This is a genomic window from Marinobacter vinifirmus (assembly GCF_002258215.1).
Lineage (GTDB): Bacteria > Pseudomonadota > Gammaproteobacteria > Pseudomonadales > Oleiphilaceae > Marinobacter > Marinobacter vinifirmus.
This window is the reverse complement of record NZ_NEFY01000012.1, coordinates 46312-72947: the sequence shown is the minus strand read 5'-3', so window position 1 is coordinate 72947 and position 26636 is coordinate 46312. Positions and strand designations below refer to the sequence as shown.

Below are 26636 nucleotides of genomic sequence, written 5' to 3'. Positions count from 1 at the left end.
CGGGCCGGTTCAGCCGGCCCTTCTCATCAGCACCGCACCCACCACGGCATTGATGGCAATCGGCGCCAGTACAGCAATCATGGGGTTAAAGCCGTACACCATGCTCATGGGCCCGAGCAGATCCTGCATGTATTTGAACAACAAACCCACCAGCAAGCCGGTAAACACCCGGAAGCCCATGGTTACAGAACGCAGGGGGCCGAACACAAAGGAAATCGCCACCAGCACCATAACCGCCGTACCCAGCGGCATCAGTGCTTTCTTCCAGAACGCCAGCCAGTACTGTGCCGCAGTCAGCCCTTGCTCCCCCAGATAGGTGGCGTAGGTATACAGGCCACTCATCGACAGGTTTTCCGGCTTCACAATCAGCACACTCAAGACATCCGGAGACAAGCCGGTATCCCAGCGCAGGGTTTCATGGGCTTCCCGCACCGTTTGCTCACCTTCCATGCGGGTCACCGCCACGTTCTCCAGCAACCAGTGATCACCCTGGAACACCGCCCGCTCGGAAAAGCTGGACTGCTCCAGCTGGCGCTGATCATCAAACCGGAACAGCGAAACCCCTACCAGGCCGCCATCCGGCTGCACCGCATTCAGGTGCATGAAGGTATTGCCTTCCCGGTGCCAGACACCGTGGGCCGAGGCGACATTCTTGCCGGCCCCCAGGGCAATGGCCTTGTCGCTCTGAGCCAGCCGTTCGGTGTTGGGTGCCACGTATTCACCAATTGCCACACCCAGCAACACAATAACCAGCGCCGGCTTCATGGCAGACCAGACAATCCGCTTCAGCGACACCCCGACGGCGCGAATCACCGTTAGCTCCGACGAACTCGCCATGGCCCCCAGCCCAACCAGGCACCCCATAAAAGCCCCGAGCGGCAGGTAATCGTAGATCCTGCGGGGCAAGGTGAGCGCCACGTACCAAAGCGCCTGCACCGTCTGGTAATCGTTGCGGGTGTCTTCCAGCTCGGCAATGAAGGCGAAGATCACGTCCAGCGACAGCACCACCACCATCACCAGGAACATGGCACCGCCAACGGTGCGCATTACATAGTTGTCGATCTTACGCACTGGCACGGCCCTCCTTCTCCAGCCGGCGGCGATGCAGCCAGGCCGGCCCGAAATGCAGCCATAACCCTAGCGCCAGGAACAGCGCGTGCACCCAGAGCATGCCGATCCACTCCGGCACCTTGCCGTCTGCCAGTGCGTCCCGGGCCACGATCAGAAGGCCCAGATAGGTGATATACACGAGCATTGCAGGTAAAAGATGGAAGAACCGGCCCTGCCGGGGATTCACCCGGCTCAGACGAACCGCCAGCAGGGTAACGATCGGAACGATTAACGGCAGGGAGAAGCGCCAGTGCAACAGGGCGCGATCTTCAAGGTTGTCTGATCGCCATAGATCCAGGGTACTGATGCCCTCTTCCAGCTCGCGATCACCCGCTTCGCCGGCCTGGATCTTGAGGCCATAGGCCTCGAACCGGGTTACGTTGTAATCCAGCTGCCCCGGCATACCCTGAAAGCGGCCGCCTTCTTCCAGAATCAGGAACCGGCTGCCGGTTTTCTCGTCGATCAACTGCGAACCGGTCTCTGCTGTAATCAGGGTAACGCCTTCACCGTTGCGACCGTGCTCGGCAATGAACACACCCTGCAGCTCACGCTTGTCGTCACTGAGCGCTTCGGTATAGGTCACCCGGGTACCGGAGCTGAGATCCTGGAACCGTCCGGGCGCGAGCATTTCAAACTCGGTGGCTTTGCGCTGTTCGTTAAAAATATGCTCCACCTGCTTCATGCCCCAGGGTGAGATAAACAGGCTCATTGCGCCCACCACCAGCATCACCGGCAGCGCACCCACCAGGGTTTTCTGCAACAGCTCCCGCTCGCTGACGCCGCAGGCGAACAGCACCGTCATCTCGCTTTCCAGGTACATCCGGCCGTAGGCCAGCAGAATGCCGATAAACAATCCCAAGGGCAGGATCAGCTCCAGAAAACCGGGGAAACGGTAGCCCATAATGGCGAACAACACGCCCGCTGCCAGCTCGCCTTCAGCCGCACTCGCCAGGTACTTGATAAACCGGCCGCTCATGAACACCAGCAACAAAATGCCGGAAACAGCAAGCATGCTGACCATGATCTGGCGGATGAGGTAACGGAAAATGATGCTCAAACTGATCTCTCTGGCCGCGCCCTTTCAGGAGATGGAGGATAAGAGGAACTGCGCGTATTCTATGTAACCTTGGGAATGAATGACAGTACAGGAACAACTCGTTAAAGCCATCGTAACGATAAGGCCTTATCGCTTGATTATTCGCGGCTTTGCCCCAATCCTTATTAACATTCGATCAAACCCGCCCGGCGCGGACCTAAACAGAATAACCTGACAACGGGAGTTGCCATGAATTTCAGCCTGAGCAGTAAAGCCATTGCCGCCACCAAAACCGATTGCCTGGTCATCGGCCTCCCCGAAAAAGGTACCTGGCCTGACACCACAACACAGGCAGACGAAACCCTGGGCGGGCTGATCAAGCAACTCGAAAAAGCTGGCGACCTGACCGGCAAGAATGCTTCAGTTAACACCATCCCGCTGGTCGACCAGCCCTGGCAGCGCCTGGTTGTGGTCGGCACCGGCAAAGATGCAGACCGCACACCGGCCAACTTCCGCAAAGCCCTGATCGCCATGATGGGCGCCCTGAAAGACGGCCCGTCCAAAAACGCCCTGATCTGCCTGGCCGACACGGCCCTGCAGGGCGAAGATGCTGTCAGCAACGAAGAAGCGCGCCTGAACCTGATTGGCCGCATCCTGGAAGACCAGCTGTACAGCTTCACCGGTTTCAAAAGTGAAAAGCCTGCGGCCCGCAAGCTCAAGAAAGTGACCGTACAGGCCTCCGGTGCCGGCAAAGCCCTGAAAGATGCCTTCAACCTGGGCCTGTCCACCGGCCGCGGCATGAACTACACCAAGGATCTGGGTAACACCCCGCCCAACATCTGCCACCCGGTATGGCTGGCCGAACAGGCACAGGCCATGGCCAAGGAACACGACTGCATCAAGACCGAAGTGCTTGATGAAAAGCAGATGGAAAAGATGGGTATGAACACCATCCTGGCCGTGGGCAAAGGCTCCAAGCAGCCCCCGCGCCTGATCGTGATGGAATACCGTGGCGGCAAAGCCAAGGACAAACCCTACGTGCTGGTGGGTAAAGGCATCACCTTCGACACCGGCGGCATCAGCCTCAAGCCCGGCGAAGGCATGGACGAGATGAAGTACGACATGGGCGGTTCCGCCAGCGTATTCGGCGCCATGAAAGTACTGGCTGAAACCAAGCCCAAAATCAACGTAGTCGCGGTGATTGCGGCCGCCGAAAACATGCCGGATGGCGGCGCCTCCCGACCGGGCGACATCGTAACCACCCTGAGCGGCATGACCGTTGAAATCCTCAACACCGACGCCGAAGGCCGCCTGGTACTGTGCGACGCCCTCACCTACGTGAAGAAATTTGACCCGGCTGCCGTAGTCGACATGGCCACCCTCACAGGTGCCTGCATCATCGCCCTGGGCAACCACGCCACCGGCCTGCTGTCCAACAACGACGAACTGGCCAACGAACTGCTGGCCGCGGGCGAGCGCACCGGCGACCGCGCCTGGCGCCTGCCGCTCTGGGACGAATACCAGAGCCAGCTCGACAGCAACTTCGCCGACATGGCCAACATCGGCGGCCGCCCGGCCGGCACCATCACCGCGGCCTGCTTCCTGAGCCGGTTCGCGAAAGACTACCGCTGGGCCCATCTGGACATCGCCGGCACCGCCTGGAACTCCGGCAAAGCCAAAGGCGCCACCGGCCGCCCGGTACCCCTGCTGGTCGACTACCTGATGTCCCATGCAGGATAACCAGCCAACCCCTACCCCGGAGCCCGGCAGCCCAGCTGCCGGCCCCTCCGGCCGGGACGAAAAGAACCAACGCTACTGGTTCCACATCCTCGCCCAGAACACCCCCGCCGCCCGCAACCTCCACGCCGCCAAACTCGTGGACAAAGCCTGGCAGCAGGGCGACCGCGTGTGCATCCTCTGCGACACCGAAGACCACGCCAAAGAACTCGACGACCTGCTGTGGAACTTCACCCCGGAAGCCTACATCCCCCACAGCATCGCCAAAGACCCGACTACCCCCTGCACCGACCCTGTCGGCATCCTGCTCTACCCGCCGGCCGCCACGGACTGGGATACCGTTATCGTGCTGTCCTCGACCTTGCCCGACGACGCCGATCAGTACCGCCGCCTGGCGCTTGTAGCCCATAATTATCCAGCTGTGTTGAACCTGGCTCGCGGGCATTACAAACAGCTGCGGGGGATGGGGATTGAGGCTCGGGTGCATGATATGCGGCGGCGGTGATTTTTTTGCCACTAAATCCGCGAAAGGCCACTAAAGGTAAAGACTTTTTTTGCCACGGAAGACACGGAAAAACACGGAAAGATAAAATTTATTAGCCACGGACACTCACGGACCCACACGGACAAAAACGAAAAAGAAAAAGCAAAACTCACCAGCGACCAGCAAAAAGTTCGATCTGTGGGGTTGGGGACAGGCTTTCCAAAAATTTCGTAGGCCATGGATGGCCGGAGACAAGCGCCACAGGGGCTCAGCCGAGCGCTTATGAAGCGAAGCTTCATGCGAAAGCTGAGCGACCACAATCTGTGATTGTGGGCCGGGCCCCGAAGGGGTGCCGCAAGGAGCGCTTTTTGGAAAGCCTGTCCCCAACCCCACACTGCACCAATCTAGCAGGCTACTGAGCCCATACCGAAGCCCCGACGAGCGTCGAAGGTTCGCCGCAATCAAGGTGACCATGTATAATCGTGCGATTCAGAATTTCTCTATGTGAATCAACCAAAACGGTCACTGCATAATCTCATGGAAAAAACCTACCAGCCAGAAAACATCGAGCGCCAGTGGTACGAAAACTGGGAATCCAAAGGCTATTTCCGCCCCCGTTCAGAAAAGGCTGAGGGGGGCGAAGGCGATTCCTACAGCATCGCCATCCCGCCACCCAACGTGACCGGCAGCCTGCACATGGGTCATGCGTTCCAGCACACCATCATGGACACCCTCACCCGCTTCAAGCGCATGCAGGGCCGTAACGCATTGTGGACCGTCGGCACCGACCACGCCGGCATCGCCACCCAGATGGTGGTTGAGCGCAAACTGGCTGCAGAAGAAGACAAAACCCGCCACGACCTTGGCCGGGAAGAATTCATCAAGCGTATCTGGGACTGGAAAGAGCACTCCGGCGGCACCATCACCCGCCAGATGCGCCGCCTGGGCAACTCCGTGGACTGGAGCAACGAACGCTTCACCATGGACGATGGCTTCTACAAAGCCGTCCAGGAAGTGTTTATCCGCCTGTACCAAGACGGCCTGGTGTACCGCGGCAAGCGGCTGGTGAACTGGGATCCAAAACTGCACACCGCCATCTCTGACCTTGAAGTCGAGAACAAGGAAGAAAAAGGTTTCTTCTGGCACCTGCGGTACCCCCTGGCCGACGGCCAGAAAACCCGGGACGGCAAAGACTACGTGATCGTCGCCACCACCCGCCCGGAAACCATGCTGGGCGACACCGCCGTAGCCGTGCACCCGGACGACGAGCGCTACCAGCACCTGATCGGCCAGCATGTTCTTCTGCCGCTGGTGAACCGCCGGATTCCCATCGTGGCCGACCACCACGCCGATCCGGAAAAAGGCTCCGGCTGCGTGAAGATCACCCCGGCCCACGACTTCAATGACTACGCCGTGGGCAAGCGCAACAACCTGCCGATGATCAACGTGATGACCCAGGATGCGAATATCCGGGACATCGCCGAGGTCTTCAACTCAGACGGCACCGAGAACACCAACATCGACGGCACCATGCCCAGCGCCTATGCCGGCCTGACCCGCGAGGCCGCCCGCAAGCAGATCGTGGCAGACATGGAAGCCGAAGGCCTGGTCGAAAAGATCGAAGACCACATATTGAGCGTGCCCCGTGGCGACCGCTCCGGCCTGATCATCGAGCCGATGCTCACCGATCAATGGTTTGCCGATGCCAAGACCCTGGCCAAGCCCGCCATCGAAGCTGTAGAAGACGGCCGCATCCAGTTTGTGCCCAAGCAGTACGAGAACATGTACTTTGCCTGGATGCGCGACATCCAGGACTGGTGTATCTCCCGCCAGCTCTGGTGGGGCCACCGAATTCCGGCCTGGTACGATGCCGAAGGCAATATCTATGTGGGCCGCAACGAAGACGAAGTACGCCAGAAGCACAATCTGGCCGCAGACCTGGAACTGAAACAGGACGACGACGTTCTGGACACCTGGTTCAGCTCCGCCCTGTGGACCTTTGGCACCCTCGGCTGGCCGGAGATCACCGAGCGCCTGAAAACCTTCCATCCCACCGACGTGCTGGTGACCGGTTTCGACATCATCTTCTTCTGGGTTGCCCGGATGATCATGATGACCATGCACTTCATGAAAAACGAAGATGGTACCCCGCAGGTGCCGTTCAAGACCGTTTACGTGACCGGCCTGATCCGGGACGAGCACGGCGACAAGATGTCCAAGTCCAAGGGCAACGTAATCGACCCGCTGGATATGATTGATGGCATCAGCCTGCCGGACCTGCTTGAGAAGCGCACCGGCAACCTGATGCAGCCGAAGCTGGCCGAGAAAATCGGCAAGCGCACCGAGAAGGAATTCCCGGAAGGTATTACCGCCCACGGCACCGATGCCCTGCGCTTCACCCTGGCAGCCATGGCCACCACCGGCCGTGACATCAACTGGGACATGAAGCGCCTGGAAGGCTACCGCAACTTTTGCAACAAGCTGTGGAACGCCGCCCGCTACGTGCTGATGAACACCGAAGGCGAAGACTGCGGCGTGAACGACGAGCCGGTGGAACTGTCCCTGGCTGACCGCTGGATCATCAGCGAGCTGCAGCACTGCGAGCAGGAAGTGATCCGCCACCTGGACCAGTACCGCTTCGACCTGGCCGCCTACGCCCTGTACGAATTCATCTGGAACGAGTATTGCGACTGGTACCTGGAGCTGTCCAAGCCGGCCCTGAGTGACGACAACGCCAGCCCCGAAGCCAAGCGCGGCACTCGCCGTACCCTGGTTCGCGTGCTGGAAGCCGTCCTGCGCCTGGCACATCCGATGATGCCGTTCATCACCGAAGAAATCTGGCAGCGCATCGCGCCGCTGGCCGGCAAACAGGGCGACAGCATCATGCTGCAGCCGTTCCCTCAGCCGGACGAAAGCAAGCAGGACTCCGCCGTGGCAGCCGACATCGAATGGCTGAAAGGCGTGATCGTGGCGGTGCGGAATATCCGAGGCGAGATGAACATCTCCCCGGGCAAACAGGTACCGGTACTGCTGAAAGGCGGCAACGCCGACGATCAGCGCCGCCTGAACGACAACCGCCAGTTCCTGATGTCCTTGGCCAAGCTGGAGAAGCTGGAATGGTTCGAGGGCGACAAGGCTCCCATGAGCGCCACCCAGCTGGTGGGCGAAATGGAAGTGCTGGTGCCCATGGCCGGCCTGATCGACAAGGGCGCCGAACTCAAGCGCCTGGACAAGGAGCTGGAGCGCCTGAACAAGGAAATCGGCCGCCTGGAAGGCAAGCTGAACAACGAGAAGTTCACCGCCAAGGCTCCGGCTGAAGTGGTCGAGAAGGAAAAAGAGAAACTGAAGGATGCTCAGGGCAGCCTGCAGCGGCTCAGTGCACAACGGGCTGAAATCGAGGCCATGTAAGGCCATGATTGCCATACTCGGCGCCGGCTCCATGGGCCGGCTCTGGGCCGCAACGCTACCTGCCGGGCAGGTAGCGTTTGTGTCCCGCCCAGGCCGACGCCCGAAACCTGTCCACTACCGCTTTCAACCCATCGAAGGCGAGCCACTCAGCGTCACCGTTCCCTGGCTCCAGCCCGGCCAATCACCAGACCTGTTATTGGTGACCACCAAAGCCGGCGATACCCTGGAAGCCCTCACGTCTGCCCTGCCCTCAACGCCACCATCAACGCCCATCGTGTTGTTCCAGAATGGACTCGGGAGCCAGCAACAGGTTGCCGAAACCTGGCCGGAAAGGCCCGTGCTCGCGGCCTCCACCACCGAAGGTGCCAACCGGCCGCAGCCAGGCCTGACGGTTCACGCCGGTCGCGGTACTACCTGGCTAGGAGCACTTAACCCTGCCGGGCAAGCCCATTTAGAACCGGTGGCGCAGCAGCTTGCCGCCAGCGGCCTGGCAGTCCAGCCGGAGCCGGATATTCTCGGCAGGCTCTGGCAGAAACTGGTTATCAATGCCGGCATCAACGCCTTTACCGCCCTGCTTGACTGCCCCAACGGTGAGATCCTGGGCCAGCCGTTCTATCTGAAATGGATCGATCCTTTGTGCCAGGAATTCAGCCAGCTTCTGGATGCCGCGGGGCAACCTTCAGCTGCACCGGAAATCCTGCGGGAAACCATCGAAGCCGTGGCCCGGAAAACCGCTGCAAACACATCGTCGATGCGCGCAGATATGCTGGCGGGCCGAGAAACCGAGATAGACTTCATCAACGGTTACCTTGCCCGTCTGGGCCATCGGTACAACATTGCCGGACCGGTGAACCAAATGCTCACCGAACGGGTAAAACAACTCAACTGATCACTACAGAAGGGAGTTCAAACCATGGGCAATCGCCTGTCAAAGATCTACACCCGCACCGGAGACGATGGCTCTACCGGCCTGGCCGATGGCAACCGGATTGCCAAGAACGCCCAGCGAGTGGAAGCGATGGGAACCGCCGATGAGCTGAACTGCCATATCGGTATTCTGGTGGAAACCTTACCGGCGGAGGACGCGCTGATTGAGGTGCTTCGTCGCATCCAGCACCACCTGTTCGACCTGGGCGGGGAATTTGCCATTCCGGGCAGCAAAGTCATCGGGGATGAGCACATCACCTGGCTGGAAACCACGCTGGACCATTACAACGAAGGCCTGCCTCCCCTGAAGAATTTCATCCTGCCCGGCGGCTCCACTGCTGCGGCTCATTGCCACATGGCCCGTGCTGTTTGCCGGCGCGCCGAGCGGGTAGTTGTGGCCCTGGGCCACGAAGACTCCATCAACACAGCCTCCCGCCACTACCTGAACCGGCTGTCTGACCTACTGTTCGTAGTTGCGCGGGTACTGGCCCGCCGGGACGGCGCCCAGGAAATTCTCTGGGAGCAAAAAAAATCCGGCCTCTGAGGGCCGGATTCCTGCCTGCCGGGCATCATAATCATACAATCCCGGCAATCACCAACAGCGCGATGGCGCAGATCCACACCAGCATGCTGCGGCTGAGCAAATCCCGCATGGCCCGAATGCTACGGCCACCGAATTTCGGCCAGTCATCCGCATATACCTGGCCAAACCGTGCCGGATCCAGGGCATAGCCCGTCAGGGAGCCGCTGGCAGCGGTCATCAGCACATTGTCTGTCGGCTTGCCGAACCCCGGCACCACCAGACGGATGGATCGGGACCAGCCCGCCAGGTCCCCAGCCACCCCAAAGGTACAAGCCAGCAAACGAGACGGTACCCAGGCCATAATGTCTGCCGCGATGGCAAAGCGCTGCCGGGCCGCCGGCTGGGGCCACTGCTCTGCCAGTGCCACCAGTCCACGAGCAATGACTGCCAGCCAGATTCCGCCAACCACATACCAGAACACCACCAGGAAAAACCGCTCGAACACCGATACCATCAAGGCACGGGAAACCGACAAATGCATCACTTCTGTGCTTTGCGCACTGCCCCGCTCATCCTCCGGCAAACGGTCTTCGATATGATGCCAGGCGCCCTGCATGTCACCGCGGCTCCAGGCCTCGGTGTAGGCCTCCAGTACGGGGCGCCAGCCGGGCACACCCATCATAAGTACCAGAACGATCAGTTCCATGGGGTAAACCACAACACGAATACCACCGTAACCGGCCGCCAGAACCAGGGCCCCCAATAACACGGCGGGGCCGAGAGCCAGTAACAGGCCTAAAAACAGGGAACCTTCTTTGCCGGCCTTGCTGCGGGCCCCGATATGCAGCCAGGATCGCCACAGGTCGTCACTGGATAACACACCGAGCCGGTCAAGGCGCTGCCGGATCACATAGGCGAGCAGAAAAACCACCAGTACCATTCAGGCATTCTCCGTTGTGCTTAAAACGCGATGGAAGTGCGCCCACTGGAAGGCCTCACCGGGGTCCGTCTTTCTGCCCGGGGCAATATCGCAGTGGCCGGTAATCCGCTCTGCCGTAATCGCCGGCCAGGCAGCCCGAACCAGGGCAGCCAGACGGGCCAGGGACTGATACTGGGCATCGGTGTAGGGCACGTCGTCTGCCCCTTCCAGTTCGATACCGATGGAAAAGTCATTGCACTCTTCCTCGCCCTCAAAACAGGAGCGCCCGGCATGCCAGGCGCGGTCGAGGCAGCTGACAAACTGAACCACCGAGCCGTCTCTGCAGATAAGCCCATGGGCGGAAACCTGCAAATCTGCAATGGTCTGGAAATAGGGATGAGCGTGAGGATCCAGCCGGTTACAGAAGAATTCCTCGATATGGCCACCGCCGAACTCGCCCGGCGGTAAGCTGATGTTGTGTACCACCAGTAACGAAATGGCAGCACCCTCGGGGCGGGGGCCGAAATTCGGGGAAGGACACCAACGGGCATCCGGGAACCGGCCCGTCGTTCGAAGCTGTTCGACCCGGGCGTTGAAGTGTTGATCAGGCAAGGTGCATCCAGATACGCAATGGGTGACTCGATCCAGAGATTGAATCACAAAGTCCATTCCGATGCCACGGAGTCGCCTGCAGCGGTCAGTCCTTGCGACTGTAACGCAGGTTGTCGATGATGGATTCCAGGGCCCGGTCAAAAATCAGGCCATCGTCCAGCATGCCGATCAAACCGGTCTGCATGGCTGTCGCCAGTTCTTCCCGCTGATACTCAGCCACCTTGGCACCACTGCGGTTCACGAAGATGTACTTGCCGGTAGCCTTGATAAACGCTGCCAGCTTGCAACGCAAGCGGGTGTCGTCGTCGCGCTTGAGCTCCACCCAGGAACCAACCCGCATCTGATCCGCCCGGGCAAGCCATTCCGGATCAATGGTAGCTTCGGGCTCCGGTTCTGGTTCTGGCGCAACTTCTGGCTGGGGCACAGGTTCCGGAGCCAAGGCGACTTCTGGCTCGGCTTGGACAGCTGGCTCAGGTTCTGAAACCTCAGGCAACTCGTCCACAACCGGCTCGTCTTCAACCTCTACCGGTGCGGTTACCAGCTTCTGGAACGCATCTACGTGGGCCAGCTCCAGGTCGCGAACGGCATTGTCGGTAGCAAACGGGTCCCAGGAAATTTCCTTGAGGGCTGCCCGCAGGTCTTCAACAACACCCGGAATCGCCCTCAGCAACTCGGCACGGGTAGAATCGGTAATCGGGCTCGGGTCTACCGTCCAGATCAGGCGGGTGACCAGTTCGCAGGCATCTTGCCACTGATGGCTTTCTTCGCCCTGACGCAGCATGATCCACTGCAGATAGCGGGTGCACGGGCCGTCCAGCAATGCTCGGATAGCCTCGGGGATGTCCCGGCGTTCGGCCTGCTCCAGCATGACATCTTTTGCCGCCTGGCTTGCCCTTTCCTGCCGTGCCCGGCCCTCTTCGGCATCACGCAAGCGCTGCTCAACCAGCTCACGGCGGCGACGGTCCAGGTCCATGAAGTGGCCGAAGTCTTTCAGCAGTTCTTCAAACAGGTCGACGCTGTCGGTGAACTCGGCCAGCACCCGGCCGACCACTTCTTCGATTTTTTCCCGCAGGGGGTCACGCATGCCCGGCCGCTTTTCATTCCAGCCGATTGCCGCCAGCGCCAGTTCGTTCAGCAACTTGCGCGCCGGATGGCCACCGCGGTTGAAGAAGTTGCGGTCGCTCAGGGCCACTTTCAGCACCGGAATCTGCAACCGGCCAATCAGCGACTTCATCACCGGGTGCAGCTGACGGTCATCCAGGATGAAGTCAAACAACATGCCCACCAGGTTGATCACATCGCTGTCGACCTGGGTGACAGAAACACTGGAACCTTCAGCGGGCTGTAATACCGGCTGCAGCTGCTCCCGAAGGGGCATAACCTGCTCAACCTGTGCCTCATCCCGGCTAAGCGCCTGCAGCTCGGTCAGGCGAGCCAGCAAGCGACTGGTGTCCAGCACATTGCCGCCAGCGGCTGGCCGGGAAACAACACCGGCATCGCCACCCTGCCGCAGCAATGCGCTCAATTCGTTGAAGGTAGCACTGGCCAGTTGGCTCCCGGCATCGTCGGCAGGAGCCTGGGGCATGGCTTCGGCTCGTTGCGGCGCGGCGGGCGGAACCGGCTGACTGGCTGGCCTTGAAGGCGCCGGCGCACGGCCGACCGGGGCATTCTTCATACCCGGCATCACGCCTTCGGAAATCAGTGTCTGGTTACATTTCTGGTAGAACTGCTCCAGCTTGTCTGCCAGCAAGCGCTCGAACAGTTTCAGGACAACCAGCTTGGCCCGGATATCGATATCCAGGTCTGAACAGGCTTCAGCGATACCGCCGCAAATAACCTCGGCGCTCAGGGGAATCTGGTCATCAGCCAGTTCCAGCTCGGGAACCAGGTGCCGTACCCGGGCCGCAAGCATGCGAACCTGCTCCTGGTGGCGGTTACGCAGGCGATTGGTCAGGCTTTCAACGGCCACCTGCTCTTCAAGCTCAGAGTGTTCTACCAGGCTCAGGGTGTCCTGATCAACCTCTTCAAGGGAACCGCCGGAACGCACCGGCTTGAACCGGCCCAGCTCGTTAAAGGCCTGGCTGACGTACTGCAATACGGAAAGCGACATTGCCCGGCGGCGCAGCCGGAGCTCCCGCATGGCATCAAAATAGGCGGACTGATCCGTGTTGGAACCGGCACGATCGGCCAGGGAGAACAGGCTGTCGTCCGCCTGCTCGAAAAAGCTGGCGAGTACGGATTTCAGTTCCTGACCCGCAGTGTCACGCAACCTGACCAATGCAGCAGGCAACGTAAACCGGCCCGCCGGCCTGTGGCCAGCTAATCGGACAACCTTGCTATCGTGCGCCATGGACTTGCTCCGGGATCGAATCTGCGTGACAAACTTATATTACTCCGCAGCTCTATGATACGGCCAGTTGCCGTCACCTTGTGTCAGTTTTTGTCACCATTTGTTTCCGACACAAGACGTTGAAATTCATGGTGGCATTTTGTGAATTGCCGGGGTAGCAGTAGAATTGCCCCGCAGCCGTTAATTCCACCCCACTGACCAGCGGAAAAACACCATGATTGCCCCCGAACTGCTCCGACAGGCCCGTATTGAATCCGTAGCCCACAGCCTCCGGGAAGACATCGGGGACGGCGACATCACCGCCATGCTGATTCCGGCAGACAAAACCGCCCGCGGCCGGGTCATCACTCGCGAGAACGCCAGGCTGGCCGGTGTGGAGTGGGTCAACGAAGTCTTCAGGCAGGTAGACCCCGGCGTAGAGCTGGAGTGGCTGTTCAAGGACGGCGACGATGTGCCGGCCGATGCTGTACTGTTTCGCATGCAGGGCCCTGCCCGCTCGCTACTGACGGCTGAGCGGTCTGCCCTGAACTGGCTGCAGACCCTCTCTGCCGTCGCCACCCAGTGCGCCGGCTACGCGGCCAGGGTTGCCCATACCAAGGTACGCTTGCTGGATACCCGAAAGACCCTGCCCGGCCTGCGGCTGGCGCAAAAATACGCGGTGACCTGTGGCGACTGTGACAACCACCGGATCGGCCTGTGGGACGCTTTCCTGATCAAGGAAAACCACATCGCGGCCTGTGGCTCTATCGCCCGGGCCGTTGCTGAAGCACACCGCATTGCGCCGGGAAAACCGGTTGAGGTGGAAACCGAGAATATGGACGAGCTCACCCAGGCCCTCGACGCCGGTGCCGACATTATCATGCTGGACGAGTTTTCACTGGAGGATATGGTTGAGGCGGTCAAGCTGACTGCAGGCCGCGCCAGGCTGGAGGCCTCCGGCGGCATTAGTGAGCAAACCCTGGTGCCAATAGCCGAGACCGGAGTGGACTACATTTCGATCGGCGCCCTGACCAAAGACGTCAAGGCCATCGATCTGTCGATGCGGCTGGAATAACCCGGCCCGTTACCCGTGCTCAGGACCGGGTCAGCAACCGGTCCATTTCTTCCAGCGCCTTCACCAGGCCCTGCCCGGATTCCGGGCGCCCCCGGAAATGCTCTTCCGCCATGGGCGCAATCCCGGAAGCAGACGGCAGCGGATGATTGTGCTCAACCAGCACTTTCATGCGCTCCAGAAACACAAACTGCAGCCACTGCGGAAACTCCATGGTATCCAGGCAGAATGGCTGGGTGCTCTGAAACGCCTCTTGCGGTGGCGGCTCGGCCTGCCAGACTCCCAGCTGCCGGAGTTCGATCTCTATCCGCAGCAGTCCGTCAGTCAGCAGGTCGAGGTGTTGGTTTTCGTCACTCATGGGTTCTGATCAATCCTGAAGCGGTTCCAGCTCCACCGACTCCCCGTGCAGCACCCTGTAGAGGTCTTCGAACTGACGGGTCAGGCCGTGTTTCGGAGCCATATGAATGAGTGGCTGCCGGCTCTGGTGGGATTCTTTCATCTTCACCGAGCTGGAAAGCCTCACCGGCAATACCGGCAAACCTTCCTCCAGCAGCTCCTTAACCAGCTGTCTCGGCAAGCTGGCCCGGGGCTGGAACTGGTTGGCAATGATACCTTCAACCACCAGTTCTTCGTTATGATCTTCCTGCAACTCACGGATTTCGTTGAGAATGTTATAAAGCGCCTGGCGGGAGAAATCGTCGCAATCAAACGGAATCAGGCAACGCTGGGCCGCAATCAGCGCCGAACGGGTATAGAAATTCAGGGCCGGGGCTGTGTCGATGTAGATTTCATCGAACGACTCGCTGAGCTTTTTCAGATACTCGCGCAACTTGTAGATCTTGTGCTTGGCTTCGAGCTTGCGCTCGAGAAAATCCAGCTCCGGACTGGACGGCAGCACAAACAGGTTATCAAACGGCGTGGCATGCACAAACTCGTCCGGGCGCCGGTTGAACATGCTGAACGCCACGGTTTGCTCCATCAGGTCTGCCACGGTATCCCGCAGTTCAGATGCAGGCTTGCCGAGCAGGTAATGACTGGAGTTGCCCTGTGGATCCAGGTCTACCACCAGCGTGCGCTTGCCCCGGGCCGCACTGATGGCCGCCAGGTTACAGGTGATGCTGGACTTGCCCACACCACCTTTCTGATTGAATACAACCCGTCTCATGTTGTCTCTCCAGTAAACACTTGTAGTTATTGATCCGTGACTACCAGCCCATCACGGTTTTAACAAAGGGGATGGTGAGCCGGCGCTGGGCCTGCAGCGAGTTCTCATCGAGAGAATCCAGGATGGCCAGCAGCTCGCCCAGCCTTCGGGGAGCCCGGCGCATGATAAAGCTGGCGACTTCGTCGGTCATCACCATGCCTCGCTGTTCCGCCCGGGCCACCAGGATGCGCATGCGGTCTTCATCCCGGTACACGCCCAGCTGCACCAGCAGGCCGTGGGCCAGCCGGGAACCGAGATCCGCCAGGCCAAAGGGTAACGAGGCGGGCACTTCCGACATCGACACCACTAACAAACCGCGGCGATCCAGGATCCGGTTATACAGATGGAACACCGCCTCTTCCCAGCGAGGATCGCCCGCCAGCTTGTCCAGGTCATCCAGACAGACTACATGACGGGTCTCTAACCCCGATAATGCATCCGGGCCAAATGGCAACAACTCTTCGATGCTGATACACACAGCACTCTGGCCAAGCTGCTCTACCCTGTGGCAGACCGCCTGTAACAGATGGCTTTTGCCGGTATCGGAATCGCCACAGATCACCATCACCGGCAGGTCGTGGTTTTGCTCACACAGGGTTTCCAGCCTGCGGGCGGCATCGCGGTTACGGTCGCCGTGAAAATTGTCAAAGCGGGCATCGTCACGCAGCCGGACACCTAGGGCCATCTGGGAGGCAGTAGTCATGATCGCTTCATCCTTAAGGCCCGCAAACTCCATACAATCACATAGTGGCAGCCGCTGAAGATGGCAGAGCCCGCCACCAGCCAGACGCCCGCATCAATCACCCAGGGCTGCATCGGCCAGCCCGCCAGCAGGATGATAATGGCCAGGGCCACCAGGATCTGCACCAGCGTGTTGATCTTGCCGGGCACACTCGGCGCCATTTCGAACCGGCCAATGCCGTAATGAAACGCCAATGCCCCGCCAACAATCGCAATATCCCGCGCCAGAACCAGCACAAACAGCCACACCGGCAGGATACCGGTGATGGTAAGCATCAGGTAGGTGGTAATCAGTAACGCCTTGTCGGCCAGGGGGTCAGCAATGGCCCCTACCCGCGTGCGCCAGTTGAAATAGCGGGCGAGAAAGCCATCAACGCCATCGCTGATGGCAGCCACGAGGAAAATCAGCAATGACAACCGGTAGTTGCCATCCAGCAGCGCACCTGCAAACGGAATGATCAACACCATCCGCATGAAAGTCAGGGCATTGGGAATCCAGCGCCACTGTGTTGATTTCACCCGGCTGCCTCCGTCAATTTATCAGCCGTCTTCACCACTGCTGACAACCGGGGACGGCTGCCAGCGATAGTTAAGCACCTGATAGAGGGATTCAAAGGCCTGTTCGGCATCCTGCTCATCGGCGGGCTGCGTCTGTTCGGACTCACCTTCAACCGGTACAAAGCGCGGATCAAGCGCAATGTACTCTTTCAGCTGCTCCAGCTCGCCGGTAAACGCAATCCGCGCGGTCAGCCGTTCGCCGCGAATGCGGGCAGCGCTCACCGAGACTACCGGTGTCAGGCCTTCAAGCACCTTGTTGATCCGCCCGTAGTCCGCCAGTGTGGATACTCCGTCGAACACCACATCCACCTTGGGCGAGTCCCCGATTTCACCGGCTGAAACCGCGTAGCGGCTGGCGTACTGTTCGGCCCAGTAATCGACCACGGCCTGGGCCAGGTCATCCGGATTACCGGCAGATACCGAACGCTCGGCAGCGTCCATACCCATGCCGTCCACAACCCAGCCGGCACGCCACTGGCCGCCAGAGCGGCTCACCCGGACCAGGGCAAGGACGTCATAGGAGACATCTTCAGATGCCTTCTGGATGCGCCCGATAAATTGCCCCCAAAGATCAGACAGCAACGCCCGGTCACTGCCCTGGTTCTCGGACGGAAATTCGATCGGCAAGCCCCGGACACCAGCCGCCTGCCGGAACGCATCACGCCACTCGGCACCGGCGCCGGAGCGGGTCAGCAAACTGCGACTACCGCGATCCTCTACCGCCACCCAGGCGAGGGTCAGTGGGCGGTTAGCACCCCAGACCGGCGCACCAATCGAGGCCAGGGCCCGGTTAACGCCAACTGCACCAAAACTCATCCGCAGCCGTGACTGGCCAGCCTCGCTGCCAACCTGGTAGGCCTGCAACAGGCTTTCCGCCTCGGACAACACCTGATCAATGCCTTCTCGCTGCAATACATCCCGACTGCCGGACACCCGCACCATTACCTGGCGCAGACCATCGGCATAGCCCTGCTGCAACGCGGCGGCAGAACCGCCCTGCACCGGAACGTCGGCGTTGTACAGCCCGGATACAGAGACTGCCGCGGCCGGAGTGGCCAGGGCCAGCAATGCAGACAAAACTGGCCAAAGCAGCCAAGGCCTGGAATTTTTCCGTCGTGATTCAGTCATGTAACACCCTGCCGTTCCCATGAATGGCGCACAGGATACACCATCACCTTTGACTAGAGTAGCAAGCCCCTGTTGCAGGTTCGCAATATAAGGCAGGCAATTCCCGAGACTAAGCGGGAATTCCATTTGGAGCCCCCGTGCGCACCTGTTAAAATCCGCCGCTTGACCCACAGGCCAACGGTTAACATTCCATGAGCGAACAGAAGCCCTCCCTTACCTATCGTGACGCCGGCGTTGATATCGATGCCGGCAACGAACTGGTCAACCGCATCAAGAATACCGCAGCCAGGACCCGTCGTCCTGAAGTGCTCGGCGGTCTTGGCGGTTTTGGTGCGATGGTATCCATCCCGGCAGGTTACAAGGAGCCGGTACTGGTATCCGGCACCGATGGCGTGGGCACCAAGCTTCGCCTTGCCATGCAGCTGCAAAAGCACGACAGCATCGGTATCGACCTGGTGGCGATGTGCGTGAACGACCTGGTCGTTGGCGGTGCCGAGCCCCTGTTCTTCCTGGATTACTACGCCACCGGCAAGCTGAATGTCGACATCGCAGCCCAGGTAGTAGAAGGCATCGGTAAAGGCTGCGAGCTTTCCGGCTGTGCCCTGGTAGGCGGTGAAACTGCCGAAATGCCGGGCATGTATGAGGGCGACGACTACGACCTGGCCGGCTTCTGCGTAGGCGTAGCAGAGCGCAGCGAGATCATCGATGGCAGCCGTGTACAGCCAGGCGATGTACTGCTGGCCCTGGGCTCCTCCGGCCCGCATTCCAACGGCTACTCGCTGATCCGCAAGATCATCGAAGTCAGCAACGCGGATCTCAGCCAGCCCATGGGTGGCAGCACCCTGGCCGATGCGCTGATGGCCCCGACCCGCATTTACGTGAAAAACCTGCTGCAACTGATCCGCGAAGTCGATGTGCGCGCACTGTGCCACATCACCGGTGGCGGCCTGCCGGAAAACATTCCCAGGGTACTGCCGGCGGGCACCGTTGCCGCCATCGATACCCATAGCTGGGAACTGCCCCCGGTGTTCCAGTGGCTGCAGGACGCAGGCGGCGTGGCCGCTGAAGAAATGTACCGCACCTTCAACTGTGGTATTGGCATGATTGTGTGTGTACCGGCTGACCAGAAAGACCTGGCCATCGATACCCTCAATGCCATGGGCGAGAAAGTCTGGCAGATTGGCGTTATGGAAGCCGCCGATGCCAGTGATGCCGAGCCGAAAGTGCGCTACGCACCGGAGCTGCTGAAGGCATGATGGCAGACCCAGCACCGCTACCGACCATTGTTGTTCTGGCTTCGGGCAGCGGCACCAACCTTCAGGCCCTGATAGACGCCAGCCGTGAACGGGATTTCCCCGGCGAAATCCTCGCCGTTGGCTGCAACCGCCCCGGTGCCTTCGCGCTGGAGCGGGCAGCCCAGGCAAACATCAAAACCTTCGTGGTGGACCATAAGAAGTATGGTTCCCGCGAAGAGTTTGATGGCGCCCTGATGGCCGAGCTGCGCCGCCTGAACCCGGACGTGATCGTACTGGCCGGCTTCATGCGCATCCTGACCGCCGACTTTGTGCGGGCATTCCGGGGCCGGATGCTGAACATCCACCCTTCCCTGCTGCCAGCCTATACCGGCCTGAATACCCACCAGCGGGTGCTCGATGCCGGCGACAAGGTTCACGGCGTATCCATTCACTTCGTTACCGAAGAACTCGATGGTGGCCCGGTAATCGCACAGGCCGAAGTCGCGGTTCAATCGGACGACGATGCAGAATCACTGGCCGAGCGGGTACAGCAGCAGGAACATGTGCTTTACCCCATTGTGGTGCGCTGGTTCTGCGAAGGCCGCATTCAGCTGACCGCCGACGGCGTCCAGTTTGACGGCAAACTTCTGCAACACCCCATGCGGCTGACAGCCAGCTGAACAGATTGTCATCCTCCTGAGCACCGGGAGCAGCTAGACTGTCGCAAGCATAGACAGAGAAAGAGGCAACCGGATGCAAAGAAACCCAGCTGTCACCAGAACTTCCGCCCTGCTGGCCGGGCTTTTGTCCGGCCTGCTTGCGCTCTCCGCCAGCGCTGCCGACGCCAGCCCTGAGCTTACCCCGTACGAAGCCAGCTACACCGCTTCCATGTCAAAAGGTGTCAGCCTGAATGGCGAAGGCGTGCGCACGCTGACCGACCAGGGAAACAACGTCTGGCTGTACCGCACAGACGTTGACTCCTTCATTGCCGATATCGACGAATCACTGATCTTCAAGTGGCAGGACGGCCAGGTCATTCCCCTGCGCTATCGCTACCGGTTGTCAGGATTTCTGATTAAAGATCGCGAACAGGCCATCGATTTCGACTGGCAGAAAGGTATGGCCAGGGGCTCTTACCGGGGCGAGTCGTTCAACGTTGAGCTGAGGGAAGGCACCCTGGACCCGCTGGGCTACCAGCTGCAACTGCACCAGGACCTGAAAGCAGGCAAACGGGACGTCACCTACCATGTGCTCGACAAGGGTGACTACGATAAAGACCGGTTCTCGGTGATTGATGAAGACAGCCTGAGCGACCGGGGCCGCACCATGAACACCCTGAAAGCGGAAAAGGTTCGCGGCGAGAATGCCCGGCGCCAGACCCTGATGTGGTTTGATCCGGCCCAGGACTACCTGCTGGTCCGGCTGCTACAGGTAGAGCCGGACGGCAGCGAATACGAACTGAAACTCAGAGATGCCCGGGTTCAGGACTGACCGGCCCGGCCGAACTCCCGCCATACCGCTTTGACCTCATCCGCGATGATGCGCAGGCCTTCCGCCACCTGCGCATCATCCTGGGAGTAGGTAACCCGCAAGCATTCGTGACGATGCTTCCAGTCGTCATCCGGCAGGCCCGGGAAAAAATAGTGCCCGGACACCACCAGCACACCCCGCTCTTTCAGGCGCTGATACAGCTCCAGGCTGGAAATCGGCAAATCCGGAAACCATAGCCACAGGAACATGGCACCTTCCGGTTTGTGGATGTACCAACGGCAGCTGTCTTCGCCCATAGCGTCACGGAACGCTGCCACGGCCTTTTCCATTTTCGCCTTATAGAAGGGGCACACCACATCCCGGCTGAGGGACAGGATTTCGCCAGACCGAACCAGTGGCTCCGCCAGCATGGCGCCAAAGCTGCCAGTGGCCAGGTTCATGATGGCATTGATGCCGGACAACGCCTTGATGATGGGCTCTGCGGCAATCACGATACCGGTGCGGGCAGCCGGCAAGCCGAGCTTGGACAGGCTCAGGCACAGAATAATCTGCTCGTTCCAGGTGGGCTGCGCATCCACAAACAGCAGGCTCGGGAACGGCGTACCGTAGGCGCCATCGACAATCAGCGGAATATCCTGCTGCCGGGCCATTTCTTCAAGCCGGGCCAGCTCTTCATCGGTGATGACATTACCGGTGGGATTGGTGGGCCGGGAGACACAGATCGCACCAGTTTCACCCGTAACCTCCACCGCATCAAAATCCACCCGGTATTTGAATTCGTGGGCATCGGTAAATGAAATGTCCGGCTGCACGGCCCGGAACAAGTCTGCATCAATGCCCGCATCGGCATAGCCGATGTATTCCGGCGCCAGTGGCAGCAGGATGTGCTTGCGCTGGCCCTCGCCATATTCACCGCCAAACATGTTGAACAACATGAAGAAGGCGGCCTGGCTGCCGTTGGTCAGGGCGATGTTTTCCGGCTTCAGGCCCCAGTTGTATTCCTTGTTCAGCAACTCCGCCAGCGAGGCAATGAACTGCTTCTCACCCTGAGGGGGATCGTAGATACCCACCAGCCGGCGCACCTGCCCTTCGTCTGCCGCCATACCCGCCAGGATTTCCTGCACCCGCTCCTGAATCTCCGGGATGTGCCCGGGATTACCACCACCCATCATGATCATTCCCTCGCCGGAGGCCATGGCATTGCCAAGGTCATCCATCAGGGAAGTGATACCGGCGTCGGCGGTAAATTTACGACCAAAAGCAGAGAGTTTCATGGCAGTTATCCGTTCAACAGGCAATTCAACAGGTAGCTAACAAGTTTAATCTGAGCCGGAACGGCTCAGCTATCGAGGGAAATACCGAGATTGCTGACGCCGTCGTTGGCGGCCTCGGCCTTGAGTTCGGCAATGAAGTCTTCCCGGGGCGTGCGCTGGCGCTTGAGGGCGAGCACGGTGTCACGCTGGAACAGCTTATCTTCTTTGAGCAGGGGATGGTGCTCGAACATGCGGATCAGTTCATCGTCATCCATGCCCTCACCTTCGGACATTTCGACGAAGTCCATCACGGTCTTGGTGGCCAGCTGCGATGCTTCGGTTGCCCGATGCTTGTTGGGGTTCAGGCGGTTGAGCAGGGCCTGCTCCAGCAACTGGCAGAAGTCGAAGGCCGGGTATACGCCGTAGGCATCGTACTCGTCGACATTCGGGCTAAGGGTTTCAAGCTTGCTCAGCAGCTGGGGGATGGCCGCTTCGGAGGCGTCTTTTTGCAGCATGCCCCAGGCAAGGTCGAGCAGCTGGCGCATTTTACCGCCGCTTTTCATGCCGACTGCGTCTGCAAACAGTGCGTAGTTAGGGAAGGCCCGTTCGGCCAGGGTCAGCAGGAAGGCGCATTCGCGCCAGCCCTGCAGTTGTGAAACGGCTTTAAGAAACTGGTTGGCGTTCATGTCCTGGGCAGGGTCACGCCGGTCTGGCCAAGGTACTTGCCGCCGCGGTCTTTGTAGCTGGTTTCACAGATTTCGTCGGATTCGAAGAACAGCATCTGGGCCACACCTTCGTTGGCGTAGATTTTCGCCGGCAGGTTGGTGGTGTTGGAGAATTCCAGGGTGACCTGGCCTTCCCACTCCGGCTCCAGCGGGGTGACGTTCACGATGATGCCGCAGCGTGCATAGGTGCTTTTGCCCAGGCAAATGGTAAGCACGCTTCTGGGGATGCGAAAGTATTCCACGGTACGCGCCAGGGCGAAGCTGTTCGGGGGGATGATGCAGACGTCGCCGGTGTAGTTGACGAAGCTGTTTTCATCGAAGTTTTTGGGGTCTACGGTGGCGCTGTGGACGTTGGTGAAGATTTTGAATTCGTTGCTGCAACGTACGTCGTAGCCGTAGCTTGAGGTGCCGTAGGAGATGACGCGGCCTTTTTCGTTTTCCCGAACTTGTCCGGCTTCGAAGGGTTCGATCATGCCGTGTTGTTCGGACATCCGGCGGATCCACTTGTCGGATTTGATGCTCATGGGTGAATTCTCGTTTCCAGCTGGTGGGAAAATTGGGGCGTAGTTTACCTTGTCCCTTGATGGCTGTCGAAGGCTTGGCGTTCGCGATCCTTGTAGCCTGCTAGTTTGGAGTCTGAGGAAGTGAGGGGCACTTTCCAAAAACCGCTACGAGCACATCCCTGTGCGCTTCTCTCCGGCCATCCATGGCCTCCGACATTTTTGGAAAGCGCCCCTCACTTCCTCTACACCGACTACTCGGAAATCGCTCTTTGTTAAAACCTATATTCCGTTATTCCATTGACGCAGATTGTGCCTGGCGTCCTGATTCAGTGTTCGGTAACAGAAACACTGGAAATCGTCCCACCAAGATTCCGCTCCCGGGTAGACAGCTCAGCACCCACCCTTCTCGCAATATCCAGATATCTTCTGGCGACTTCGGAATCCGGCTCAGCAACAACCGTGGGTGAGCCGCTGTCGGTCTGTTCCCGGATAGTCATGTGCAAGGGTAGCTGGCCCAGCAGGACGGTTTCGTATTCTTCTGCGATGCGTTCGCCGCCGCCGTGGCCGAAGAGGGGCTCTTCGTGGCCGCAGTTGGAGCAGATGTGCACGCTCATGTTTTCGACGACGCCGATCACCGGGATGTCGACTTTGCGGAACATTTCGATGCCTTTTTTGCCGTCCAGCAGGGCGATGTCTTGCGGGGTGGTGACGATGACGGCGCCGGTGACCGGGACTTTCTGGCCGAGGGTGAGCTGGATGTCGCCAGTGCCGGGGGGCATGTCGACGATGAGGTAGTCGAGTTCATCCCACAGGGTTTGCTGGAGCAGTTGCATAACGGCGCCGCTGACCATGGGGCCGCGCCAGGCCATGGGGGTTTTGTCGGTGGTGACGAAGGCCATGGAGTTGGCTTGCAGGCCGTGGGCTTTGATGGGTACGAAGTATTTGTTCTCTCGTACGTCCGGGCGCTGGCCTTCGGGGACGCCGAGCATCATGCCGATGCTGGGGCCGTAGATGTCGGCGTCGAGGATGCCCACTCTTGCGCCTTCGGCTTGCAGGGCCAGGGCGAGGTTGACCGCTGTGGTAGATTTGCCCACGCCTCCCTTGCCGGAGGCTACCGCGATGATGTTTTTCACGCCCGGTACGGCCGGGAGGTCTTTGTTGATTTTGCAGGCGTGGATTTTCTGGCCCACGTGGACTTCGGCGCTTTCAACGCCGGCGACAAATTCCAGGGCATTGGCGACGATCTGTTTCAGGCCGCCGGCGATGCCTTTTGAAGGGTATGGCAACTCGACCATCAGGGTGACTTTGCCCTGTTCGTCTGCGCTCAGGCTTTTTACCGCGCCCAGTTCGTAGAGGTCTTTGTTCAGGTACGGGTCCCTGTATTCTTTTACGGCGGCCTCAAGGGCCTGTTGGGATATCTGGGTCATCGGGGTCTCCGGAATAAGCACATAAGCTTGATTGCAGGTGAAAAATGATGGCTTGGAAGGTATCATCTGTGGCCGTTTCTGACCATACGGGGTCTTCACCTGGAGCAAGCGGTTGCCGATGCTCCTGGGCCCTGTTTGTCTTTCCAACCCGTATCAACATAAGGTTCGGACATCACCATGACGCAAGCGAGCAAGCAACAGCGCGATATTCTGGTTACCAGCGCCCTGCCCTACGCCAACGGGCCCATTCATCTGGGGCACCTGCTGGAATACATTCAGACCGACATCTGGGTGCGCTACCAGAACATGCGGGGCCACAACTGCTACTACGTTTGCGCCGACGATGCCCACGGTACCGCCATCATGCTGCGGGCCGAGCGTGAGGGCATTACCCCTGAAGAGCTGATTGACCGGATTCGCCACGAGCACCAGGAAGACTTTGCCGGCTTCCATATCCGCTTCGACAATTACTACTCCACGCACTCGGAGGAGAACCAGTATTTCTCCGAGTACATTTATCGCCAGATCCAGGAAAACGGGAATATTGCGACCCGCAAGATTACCCAGTTCTTCGATCCTGAAAAGGAAATGTTCCTGGCGGACCGGTTCATCAAGGGCACCTGCCCCAAGTGCAAGACAGATGACCAGTATGGCGATAACTGTGAAGCCTGTGGTGCCACCTATACCCCGGCGGAGCTGATCAACCCGCGCTCTGCGGTCTCCGGCGCCACGCCGGTGGAGAAAGAATCCGAGCACTATTTCTTCAAGCTGCCGGAGTTCCACGACTTCCTGAGCAAGTGGACCCGCAGTGGTGCCCTGCAGCCGCAGGTGGCCAACAAGCTGGCCGAATGGCTGGATGCCGGCCTGCAGGAGTGGGACATCAGCCGTGATGCGCCGTATTTCGGCTTCGAGATTCCCGATGCCCCGGGCAAGTATTTCTATGTCTGGCTGGACGCGCCTATCGGTTACCTCGCCAGCTTCAAGAATCTGTGTAACCGCGAAGGCATCGATTTCGAGCATTTCTGGAAGAAAGATTCCACCGCCGAGGTGTACCACTTCATCGGCAAGGACATCATCAACTTCCACGCCCTGTTCTGGCCATCCATGCTGCACGATGCAGGTTTCCGTACCCCGACCGCTGTCTGGGCCCACGGCTTCGTGACGGTAAACGGCAAGAAGATGTCCAAGTCCCGCGGTACCTTCATCATGGCCCGCACCTACCTGGATCACCTGGACCCGGAATACCTGCGTTACTACTTCGCCGCCAAGCTGACCGGTGGCGTGGATGACATGGACCTGAACCTGGAAGACTTTGCCGCACGGGTGAACTCGGACCTGGTCGGCAAGGTGGTGAACATCGCCAGCCGCAGCGCCGGTTTCATTACCAAGCGCTTTGACGGCAAGCTGGGCAAGGTCACCGAGCAGGACAAACTGAAAGAGTTTATCGATGCCGGTGAGCAGATCGCCGAGTTCTACGAAGCCCGCGAATTCGGCCGCGCCATGCGCCGGATCATGGAGCTGGCAGACATTGCGAACCAGTATGTGAACGATGAGCAGCCCTGGGTGATTGCCAAGCAGGAAGGCCAGGACGACAACCTGCAGGCCATCTGCACCAACGCCCTGAACATGTTCCGCCTGCTGATGACTTACCTGGCACCGGTGCTGCCGAAGACCGCAGATGCCGCGCAGTCGTTCCTGAACTCTCGCCTGGACTGGAACAACCGCGCCGCCCTGCTGGAAAACCACGGCATCGACAAGTTCAAGCCGCTGATGAACCGGGTGGATATGGCCCAGATCGAGAAAATGCTGGACGCTTCGAAAGAAGAAATGCCGGCGGCCGTCGGTCAGCCCGCAGCGGCGCCGGCCGCAGACCTGGAACCTGTGGCTGACGAAATCGAATTCCCCGACTTTGCCAAGGTGGACCTGCGGGTAGCTAAAATCGTCAAAGCCGAGCATGTGGAAGGCGCAGACAAGCTTCTTCGCCTGACACTTGATATAGGCCATGGCGAACGCAACGTGTTTGCTGGTATCAAGTCCGCCTACAAACCGGAAGATCTGGAAGGCCGTATGACCGTGATGGTGGCCAACCTGAAACCCCGGAAAATGAAGTTCGGCATGTCTGAAGGTATGGTTCTGGCCGCAGGCCCGGGTGGCAAGGAGATTTTCATCCTGTCCCCGGATTCCGGCGCCACACCCGGCATGCGGGTAATGTAA

Annotated in this window: 24 protein-coding genes; 10 read left to right on the top strand and 14 right to left on the bottom strand. The window is 59.6% G+C overall.

Annotated elements, in window-relative coordinates; all coding sequences use genetic code 11:
- Positions 1 to 9: 9 nt before the first annotated feature.
- Positions 10 to 1071, bottom strand: a complete 1062-nt coding sequence (lptG, locus tag B9Q17_RS13750) for an LPS export ABC transporter permease LptG (protein WP_094625649.1) — start codon at positions 1069 to 1071, stop codon at positions 10 to 12.
- Positions 1064 to 2167 carry an LPS export ABC transporter permease LptF gene (lptF, locus tag B9Q17_RS13745; protein ID WP_094625648.1) on the bottom strand — a complete coding sequence of 368 codons (1104 nt, stop codon included), beginning with the start codon at positions 2165 to 2167 and terminating at the stop codon, positions 1064 to 1066. The genes lptG and lptF overlap by 8 nt, the downstream gene beginning before the upstream one ends.
- A gap of 228 nt (positions 2168 to 2395) precedes the next feature.
- On the opposite strand from lptF, the gene B9Q17_RS13740 reads away from it, so the two are divergent.
- From B9Q17_RS13740 to B9Q17_RS13720, 5 genes are all read left to right on the top strand, one after another.
- Positions 2396 to 3886, top strand: coding sequence for a leucyl aminopeptidase (locus B9Q17_RS13740; RefSeq protein ID WP_094625647.1), 1491 nt, complete (start codon positions 2396 to 2398; stop codon positions 3884 to 3886).
- The gene (locus B9Q17_RS13735; RefSeq protein ID WP_094625646.1) at positions 3876 to 4388 is read left to right on the top strand and encodes a DNA polymerase III subunit chi; all 513 of its coding nucleotides are present in this window, start codon (positions 3876 to 3878) and stop codon (positions 4386 to 4388) included. The genes B9Q17_RS13740 and B9Q17_RS13735 overlap by 11 nt, the downstream gene beginning before the upstream one ends.
- 516 nt (positions 4389 to 4904) lie before the next feature.
- On the top strand, positions 4905 to 7775 hold the full coding sequence (locus B9Q17_RS13730) for a valine--tRNA ligase (RefSeq protein WP_094625645.1): 2871 nt from the start codon (positions 4905 to 4907) through the stop codon (positions 7773 to 7775).
- Positions 7776 to 7779: 4 nt separating this feature from the next.
- The gene (locus B9Q17_RS13725) at positions 7780 to 8664 is read left to right on the top strand and encodes a ketopantoate reductase family protein (RefSeq protein ID WP_094625644.1); all 885 of its coding nucleotides are present in this window, start codon (positions 7780 to 7782) and stop codon (positions 8662 to 8664) included.
- Positions 8665 to 8688: 24 nt separating this feature from the next.
- Positions 8689 to 9246, top strand: a complete 558-nt coding sequence (locus B9Q17_RS13720; protein ID WP_094625643.1) for a cob(I)yrinic acid a,c-diamide adenosyltransferase — start codon at positions 8689 to 8691, stop codon at positions 9244 to 9246.
- 31 nt (positions 9247 to 9277) lie between these two features.
- On the opposite strand, the gene B9Q17_RS13715 is transcribed toward B9Q17_RS13720, so the two are convergent.
- The 3 genes from B9Q17_RS13715 to B9Q17_RS13705 all read right to left on the bottom strand — a co-directional run bounded on the left by B9Q17_RS13715 (position 9278) and on the right by B9Q17_RS13705 (position 13106).
- Positions 9278 to 10165 (bottom strand): histidine kinase, encoded by an 888-nt coding sequence (locus tag B9Q17_RS13715; RefSeq protein WP_094625642.1) that lies wholly within the window; start codon positions 10163 to 10165, stop codon positions 9278 to 9280.
- Positions 10166 to 10756: a 1,6-anhydro-N-acetylmuramyl-L-alanine amidase AmpD gene (gene ampD / locus B9Q17_RS13710; protein ID WP_244177396.1), complete on the bottom strand. Its 591-nt coding sequence runs from the start codon at positions 10754 to 10756 to the stop codon at positions 10166 to 10168.
- Positions 10757 to 10841: 85 nt separating this feature from the next.
- Positions 10842 to 13106, bottom strand: coding sequence for a DUF1631 domain-containing protein (locus B9Q17_RS13705; protein WP_094625640.1), 2265 nt, complete (start codon positions 13104 to 13106; stop codon positions 10842 to 10844).
- A 214-nt stretch (positions 13107 to 13320) separates the two neighbouring features.
- Here B9Q17_RS13705 and nadC point away from each other — a divergent pair, with 214 nt between their 5' ends.
- A complete protein-coding gene (gene nadC, locus B9Q17_RS13700) occupies positions 13321 to 14160 on the top strand; it encodes a carboxylating nicotinate-nucleotide diphosphorylase (protein ID WP_094625639.1) in 840 nt (279 codons plus the stop codon).
- A gap of 19 nt (positions 14161 to 14179) precedes the next feature.
- Here the strand turns inward: nadC and B9Q17_RS13695 are convergent, their stop codons facing one another.
- The 5 genes from B9Q17_RS13695 to B9Q17_RS13675 are packed head-to-tail and all read right to left on the bottom strand — an operon-like array spanning position 14180 to position 17737.
- Entirely contained in the window at positions 14180 to 14515 is a 336-nt protein-coding gene (locus tag B9Q17_RS13695; protein WP_058340624.1) for a YqcC family protein, read from the bottom strand.
- Positions 14516 to 14524: 9 nt separating this feature from the next.
- Positions 14525 to 15322, bottom strand: a complete 798-nt coding sequence (locus B9Q17_RS13690; protein ID WP_022990096.1) for a ParA family protein — start codon at positions 15320 to 15322, stop codon at positions 14525 to 14527.
- Positions 15323 to 15362: 40 nt separating this feature from the next.
- Entirely contained in the window at positions 15363 to 16064 is a 702-nt protein-coding gene (gene hda, locus B9Q17_RS13685; protein ID WP_058340625.1) for a DnaA regulatory inactivator Hda, read from the bottom strand.
- Positions 16061 to 16621: a CDP-alcohol phosphatidyltransferase family protein gene (locus B9Q17_RS13680; RefSeq protein ID WP_022990094.1), complete on the bottom strand. Its 561-nt coding sequence runs from the start codon at positions 16619 to 16621 to the stop codon at positions 16061 to 16063. The genes hda and B9Q17_RS13680 overlap by 4 nt, the downstream gene beginning before the upstream one ends.
- Positions 16622 to 16642: 21 nt before the next feature.
- Entirely contained in the window at positions 16643 to 17737 is a 1095-nt protein-coding gene (locus B9Q17_RS13675) for a DUF2066 domain-containing protein (RefSeq protein ID WP_244177395.1), read from the bottom strand.
- Between the two features lie 242 nt (positions 17738 to 17979).
- Here B9Q17_RS13675 and purM point away from each other — a divergent pair, with 242 nt between their 5' ends.
- The 3 genes from purM to B9Q17_RS13660 all read left to right on the top strand — a co-directional run bounded on the left by purM (position 17980) and on the right by B9Q17_RS13660 (position 20514).
- Positions 17980 to 19044 carry a phosphoribosylformylglycinamidine cyclo-ligase gene (gene purM / locus B9Q17_RS13670; RefSeq protein ID WP_094625637.1) on the top strand — a complete coding sequence of 355 codons (1065 nt, stop codon included), beginning with the start codon at positions 17980 to 17982 and terminating at the stop codon, positions 19042 to 19044.
- Positions 19041 to 19703 (top strand): phosphoribosylglycinamide formyltransferase, encoded by a 663-nt coding sequence (purN, locus tag B9Q17_RS13665; protein ID WP_094625636.1) that lies wholly within the window; start codon positions 19041 to 19043, stop codon positions 19701 to 19703. The genes purM and purN overlap by 4 nt, the downstream gene beginning before the upstream one ends.
- A 73-nt stretch (positions 19704 to 19776) precedes the next feature.
- Positions 19777 to 20514, top strand: coding sequence for a DUF3108 domain-containing protein (locus tag B9Q17_RS13660; RefSeq protein ID WP_094625635.1), 738 nt, complete (start codon positions 19777 to 19779; stop codon positions 20512 to 20514).
- On the opposite strand, the gene B9Q17_RS13655 is transcribed toward B9Q17_RS13660, so the two are convergent.
- The 4 genes from B9Q17_RS13655 to apbC all read right to left on the bottom strand — a co-directional run bounded on the left by B9Q17_RS13655 (position 20505) and on the right by apbC (position 24422).
- A complete protein-coding gene (locus tag B9Q17_RS13655; RefSeq protein ID WP_094625634.1) occupies positions 20505 to 21788 on the bottom strand; it encodes a valine--pyruvate transaminase in 1284 nt (427 codons plus the stop codon). The two genes, B9Q17_RS13660 and B9Q17_RS13655, sit on opposite strands and share 10 nt — an antisense overlap.
- 65 nt (positions 21789 to 21853) lie before the next feature.
- Complete coding sequence (locus B9Q17_RS13650) at positions 21854 to 22453, bottom strand: YjaG family protein (protein ID WP_022990088.1); 600 nt, start codon at positions 22451 to 22453, stop codon at positions 21854 to 21856.
- Complete coding sequence (gene dcd / locus B9Q17_RS13645) at positions 22450 to 23016, bottom strand: dCTP deaminase (RefSeq protein WP_022990087.1); 567 nt, start codon at positions 23014 to 23016, stop codon at positions 22450 to 22452. The genes B9Q17_RS13650 and dcd overlap by 4 nt, the downstream gene beginning before the upstream one ends.
- 305 nt (positions 23017 to 23321) lie before the next feature.
- Positions 23322 to 24422 carry an iron-sulfur cluster carrier protein ApbC gene (apbC, locus tag B9Q17_RS13640; RefSeq protein WP_094625633.1) on the bottom strand — a complete coding sequence of 367 codons (1101 nt, stop codon included), beginning with the start codon at positions 24420 to 24422 and terminating at the stop codon, positions 23322 to 23324.
- Between the two features lie 177 nt (positions 24423 to 24599).
- Here apbC and metG point away from each other — a divergent pair, with 177 nt between their 5' ends.
- Positions 24600 to 26636, top strand: a complete 2037-nt coding sequence (metG, locus tag B9Q17_RS13635) for a methionine--tRNA ligase (RefSeq protein ID WP_094625632.1) — start codon at positions 24600 to 24602, stop codon at positions 26634 to 26636.

Excerpts from the sequence above, each read along its gene's own strand:
- B9Q17_RS13740 (WP_094625647.1), top strand. The coding sequence starts at position 2,396 with ATGAATTTCAGCCTGAGCAGTAAAGCCATTGCCGCCACCAAAACCGAT.
- B9Q17_RS13735 (WP_094625646.1), top strand. The coding sequence starts at position 3,876 with ATGCAGGATAACCAGCCAACCCCTACCCCGGAGCCCGGCAGCCCAGCT.
- B9Q17_RS13730 (WP_094625645.1), top strand. The coding sequence starts at position 4,905 with ATGGAAAAAACCTACCAGCCAGAAAACATCGAGCGCCAGTGGTACGAA.
- B9Q17_RS13725 (WP_094625644.1), top strand. The coding sequence starts at position 7,780 with ATGATTGCCATACTCGGCGCCGGCTCCATGGGCCGGCTCTGGGCCGCA.
- B9Q17_RS13720 (WP_094625643.1), top strand. The coding sequence starts at position 8,689 with ATGGGCAATCGCCTGTCAAAGATCTACACCCGCACCGGAGACGATGGC.
- B9Q17_RS13715 (WP_094625642.1), bottom strand. The coding sequence starts at position 10,165 with ATGGTACTGGTGGTTTTTCTGCTCGCCTATGTGATCCGGCAGCGCCTT.
- B9Q17_RS13705 (WP_094625640.1), bottom strand. The coding sequence starts at position 13,106 with ATGGCGCACGATAGCAAGGTTGTCCGATTAGCTGGCCACAGGCCGGCG.
- nadC (WP_094625639.1), top strand. The coding sequence starts at position 13,321 with ATGATTGCCCCCGAACTGCTCCGACAGGCCCGTATTGAATCCGTAGCC.
- B9Q17_RS13695 (WP_058340624.1), bottom strand. The coding sequence starts at position 14,515 with ATGAGTGACGAAAACCAACACCTCGACCTGCTGACTGACGGACTGCTG.
- B9Q17_RS13690 (WP_022990096.1), bottom strand. The coding sequence starts at position 15,322 with ATGAGACGGGTTGTATTCAATCAGAAAGGTGGTGTGGGCAAGTCCAGC.
- hda (WP_058340625.1), bottom strand. The coding sequence starts at position 16,064 with ATGACTACTGCCTCCCAGATGGCCCTAGGTGTCCGGCTGCGTGACGAT.
- purM (WP_094625637.1), top strand. The coding sequence starts at position 17,980 with ATGAGCGAACAGAAGCCCTCCCTTACCTATCGTGACGCCGGCGTTGAT.
- purN (WP_094625636.1), top strand. The coding sequence starts at position 19,041 with ATGATGGCAGACCCAGCACCGCTACCGACCATTGTTGTTCTGGCTTCG.
- B9Q17_RS13660 (WP_094625635.1), top strand. The coding sequence starts at position 19,777 with ATGCAAAGAAACCCAGCTGTCACCAGAACTTCCGCCCTGCTGGCCGGG.
- B9Q17_RS13655 (WP_094625634.1), bottom strand. The coding sequence starts at position 21,788 with ATGAAACTCTCTGCTTTTGGTCGTAAATTTACCGCCGACGCCGGTATC.
- B9Q17_RS13650 (WP_022990088.1), bottom strand. The coding sequence starts at position 22,453 with ATGAACGCCAACCAGTTTCTTAAAGCCGTTTCACAACTGCAGGGCTGG.
- dcd (WP_022990087.1), bottom strand. The coding sequence starts at position 23,016 with ATGAGCATCAAATCCGACAAGTGGATCCGCCGGATGTCCGAACAACAC.
- apbC (WP_094625633.1), bottom strand. The coding sequence starts at position 24,422 with ATGACCCAGATATCCCAACAGGCCCTTGAGGCCGCCGTAAAAGAATAC.
- metG (WP_094625632.1), top strand. The coding sequence starts at position 24,600 with ATGACGCAAGCGAGCAAGCAACAGCGCGATATTCTGGTTACCAGCGCC.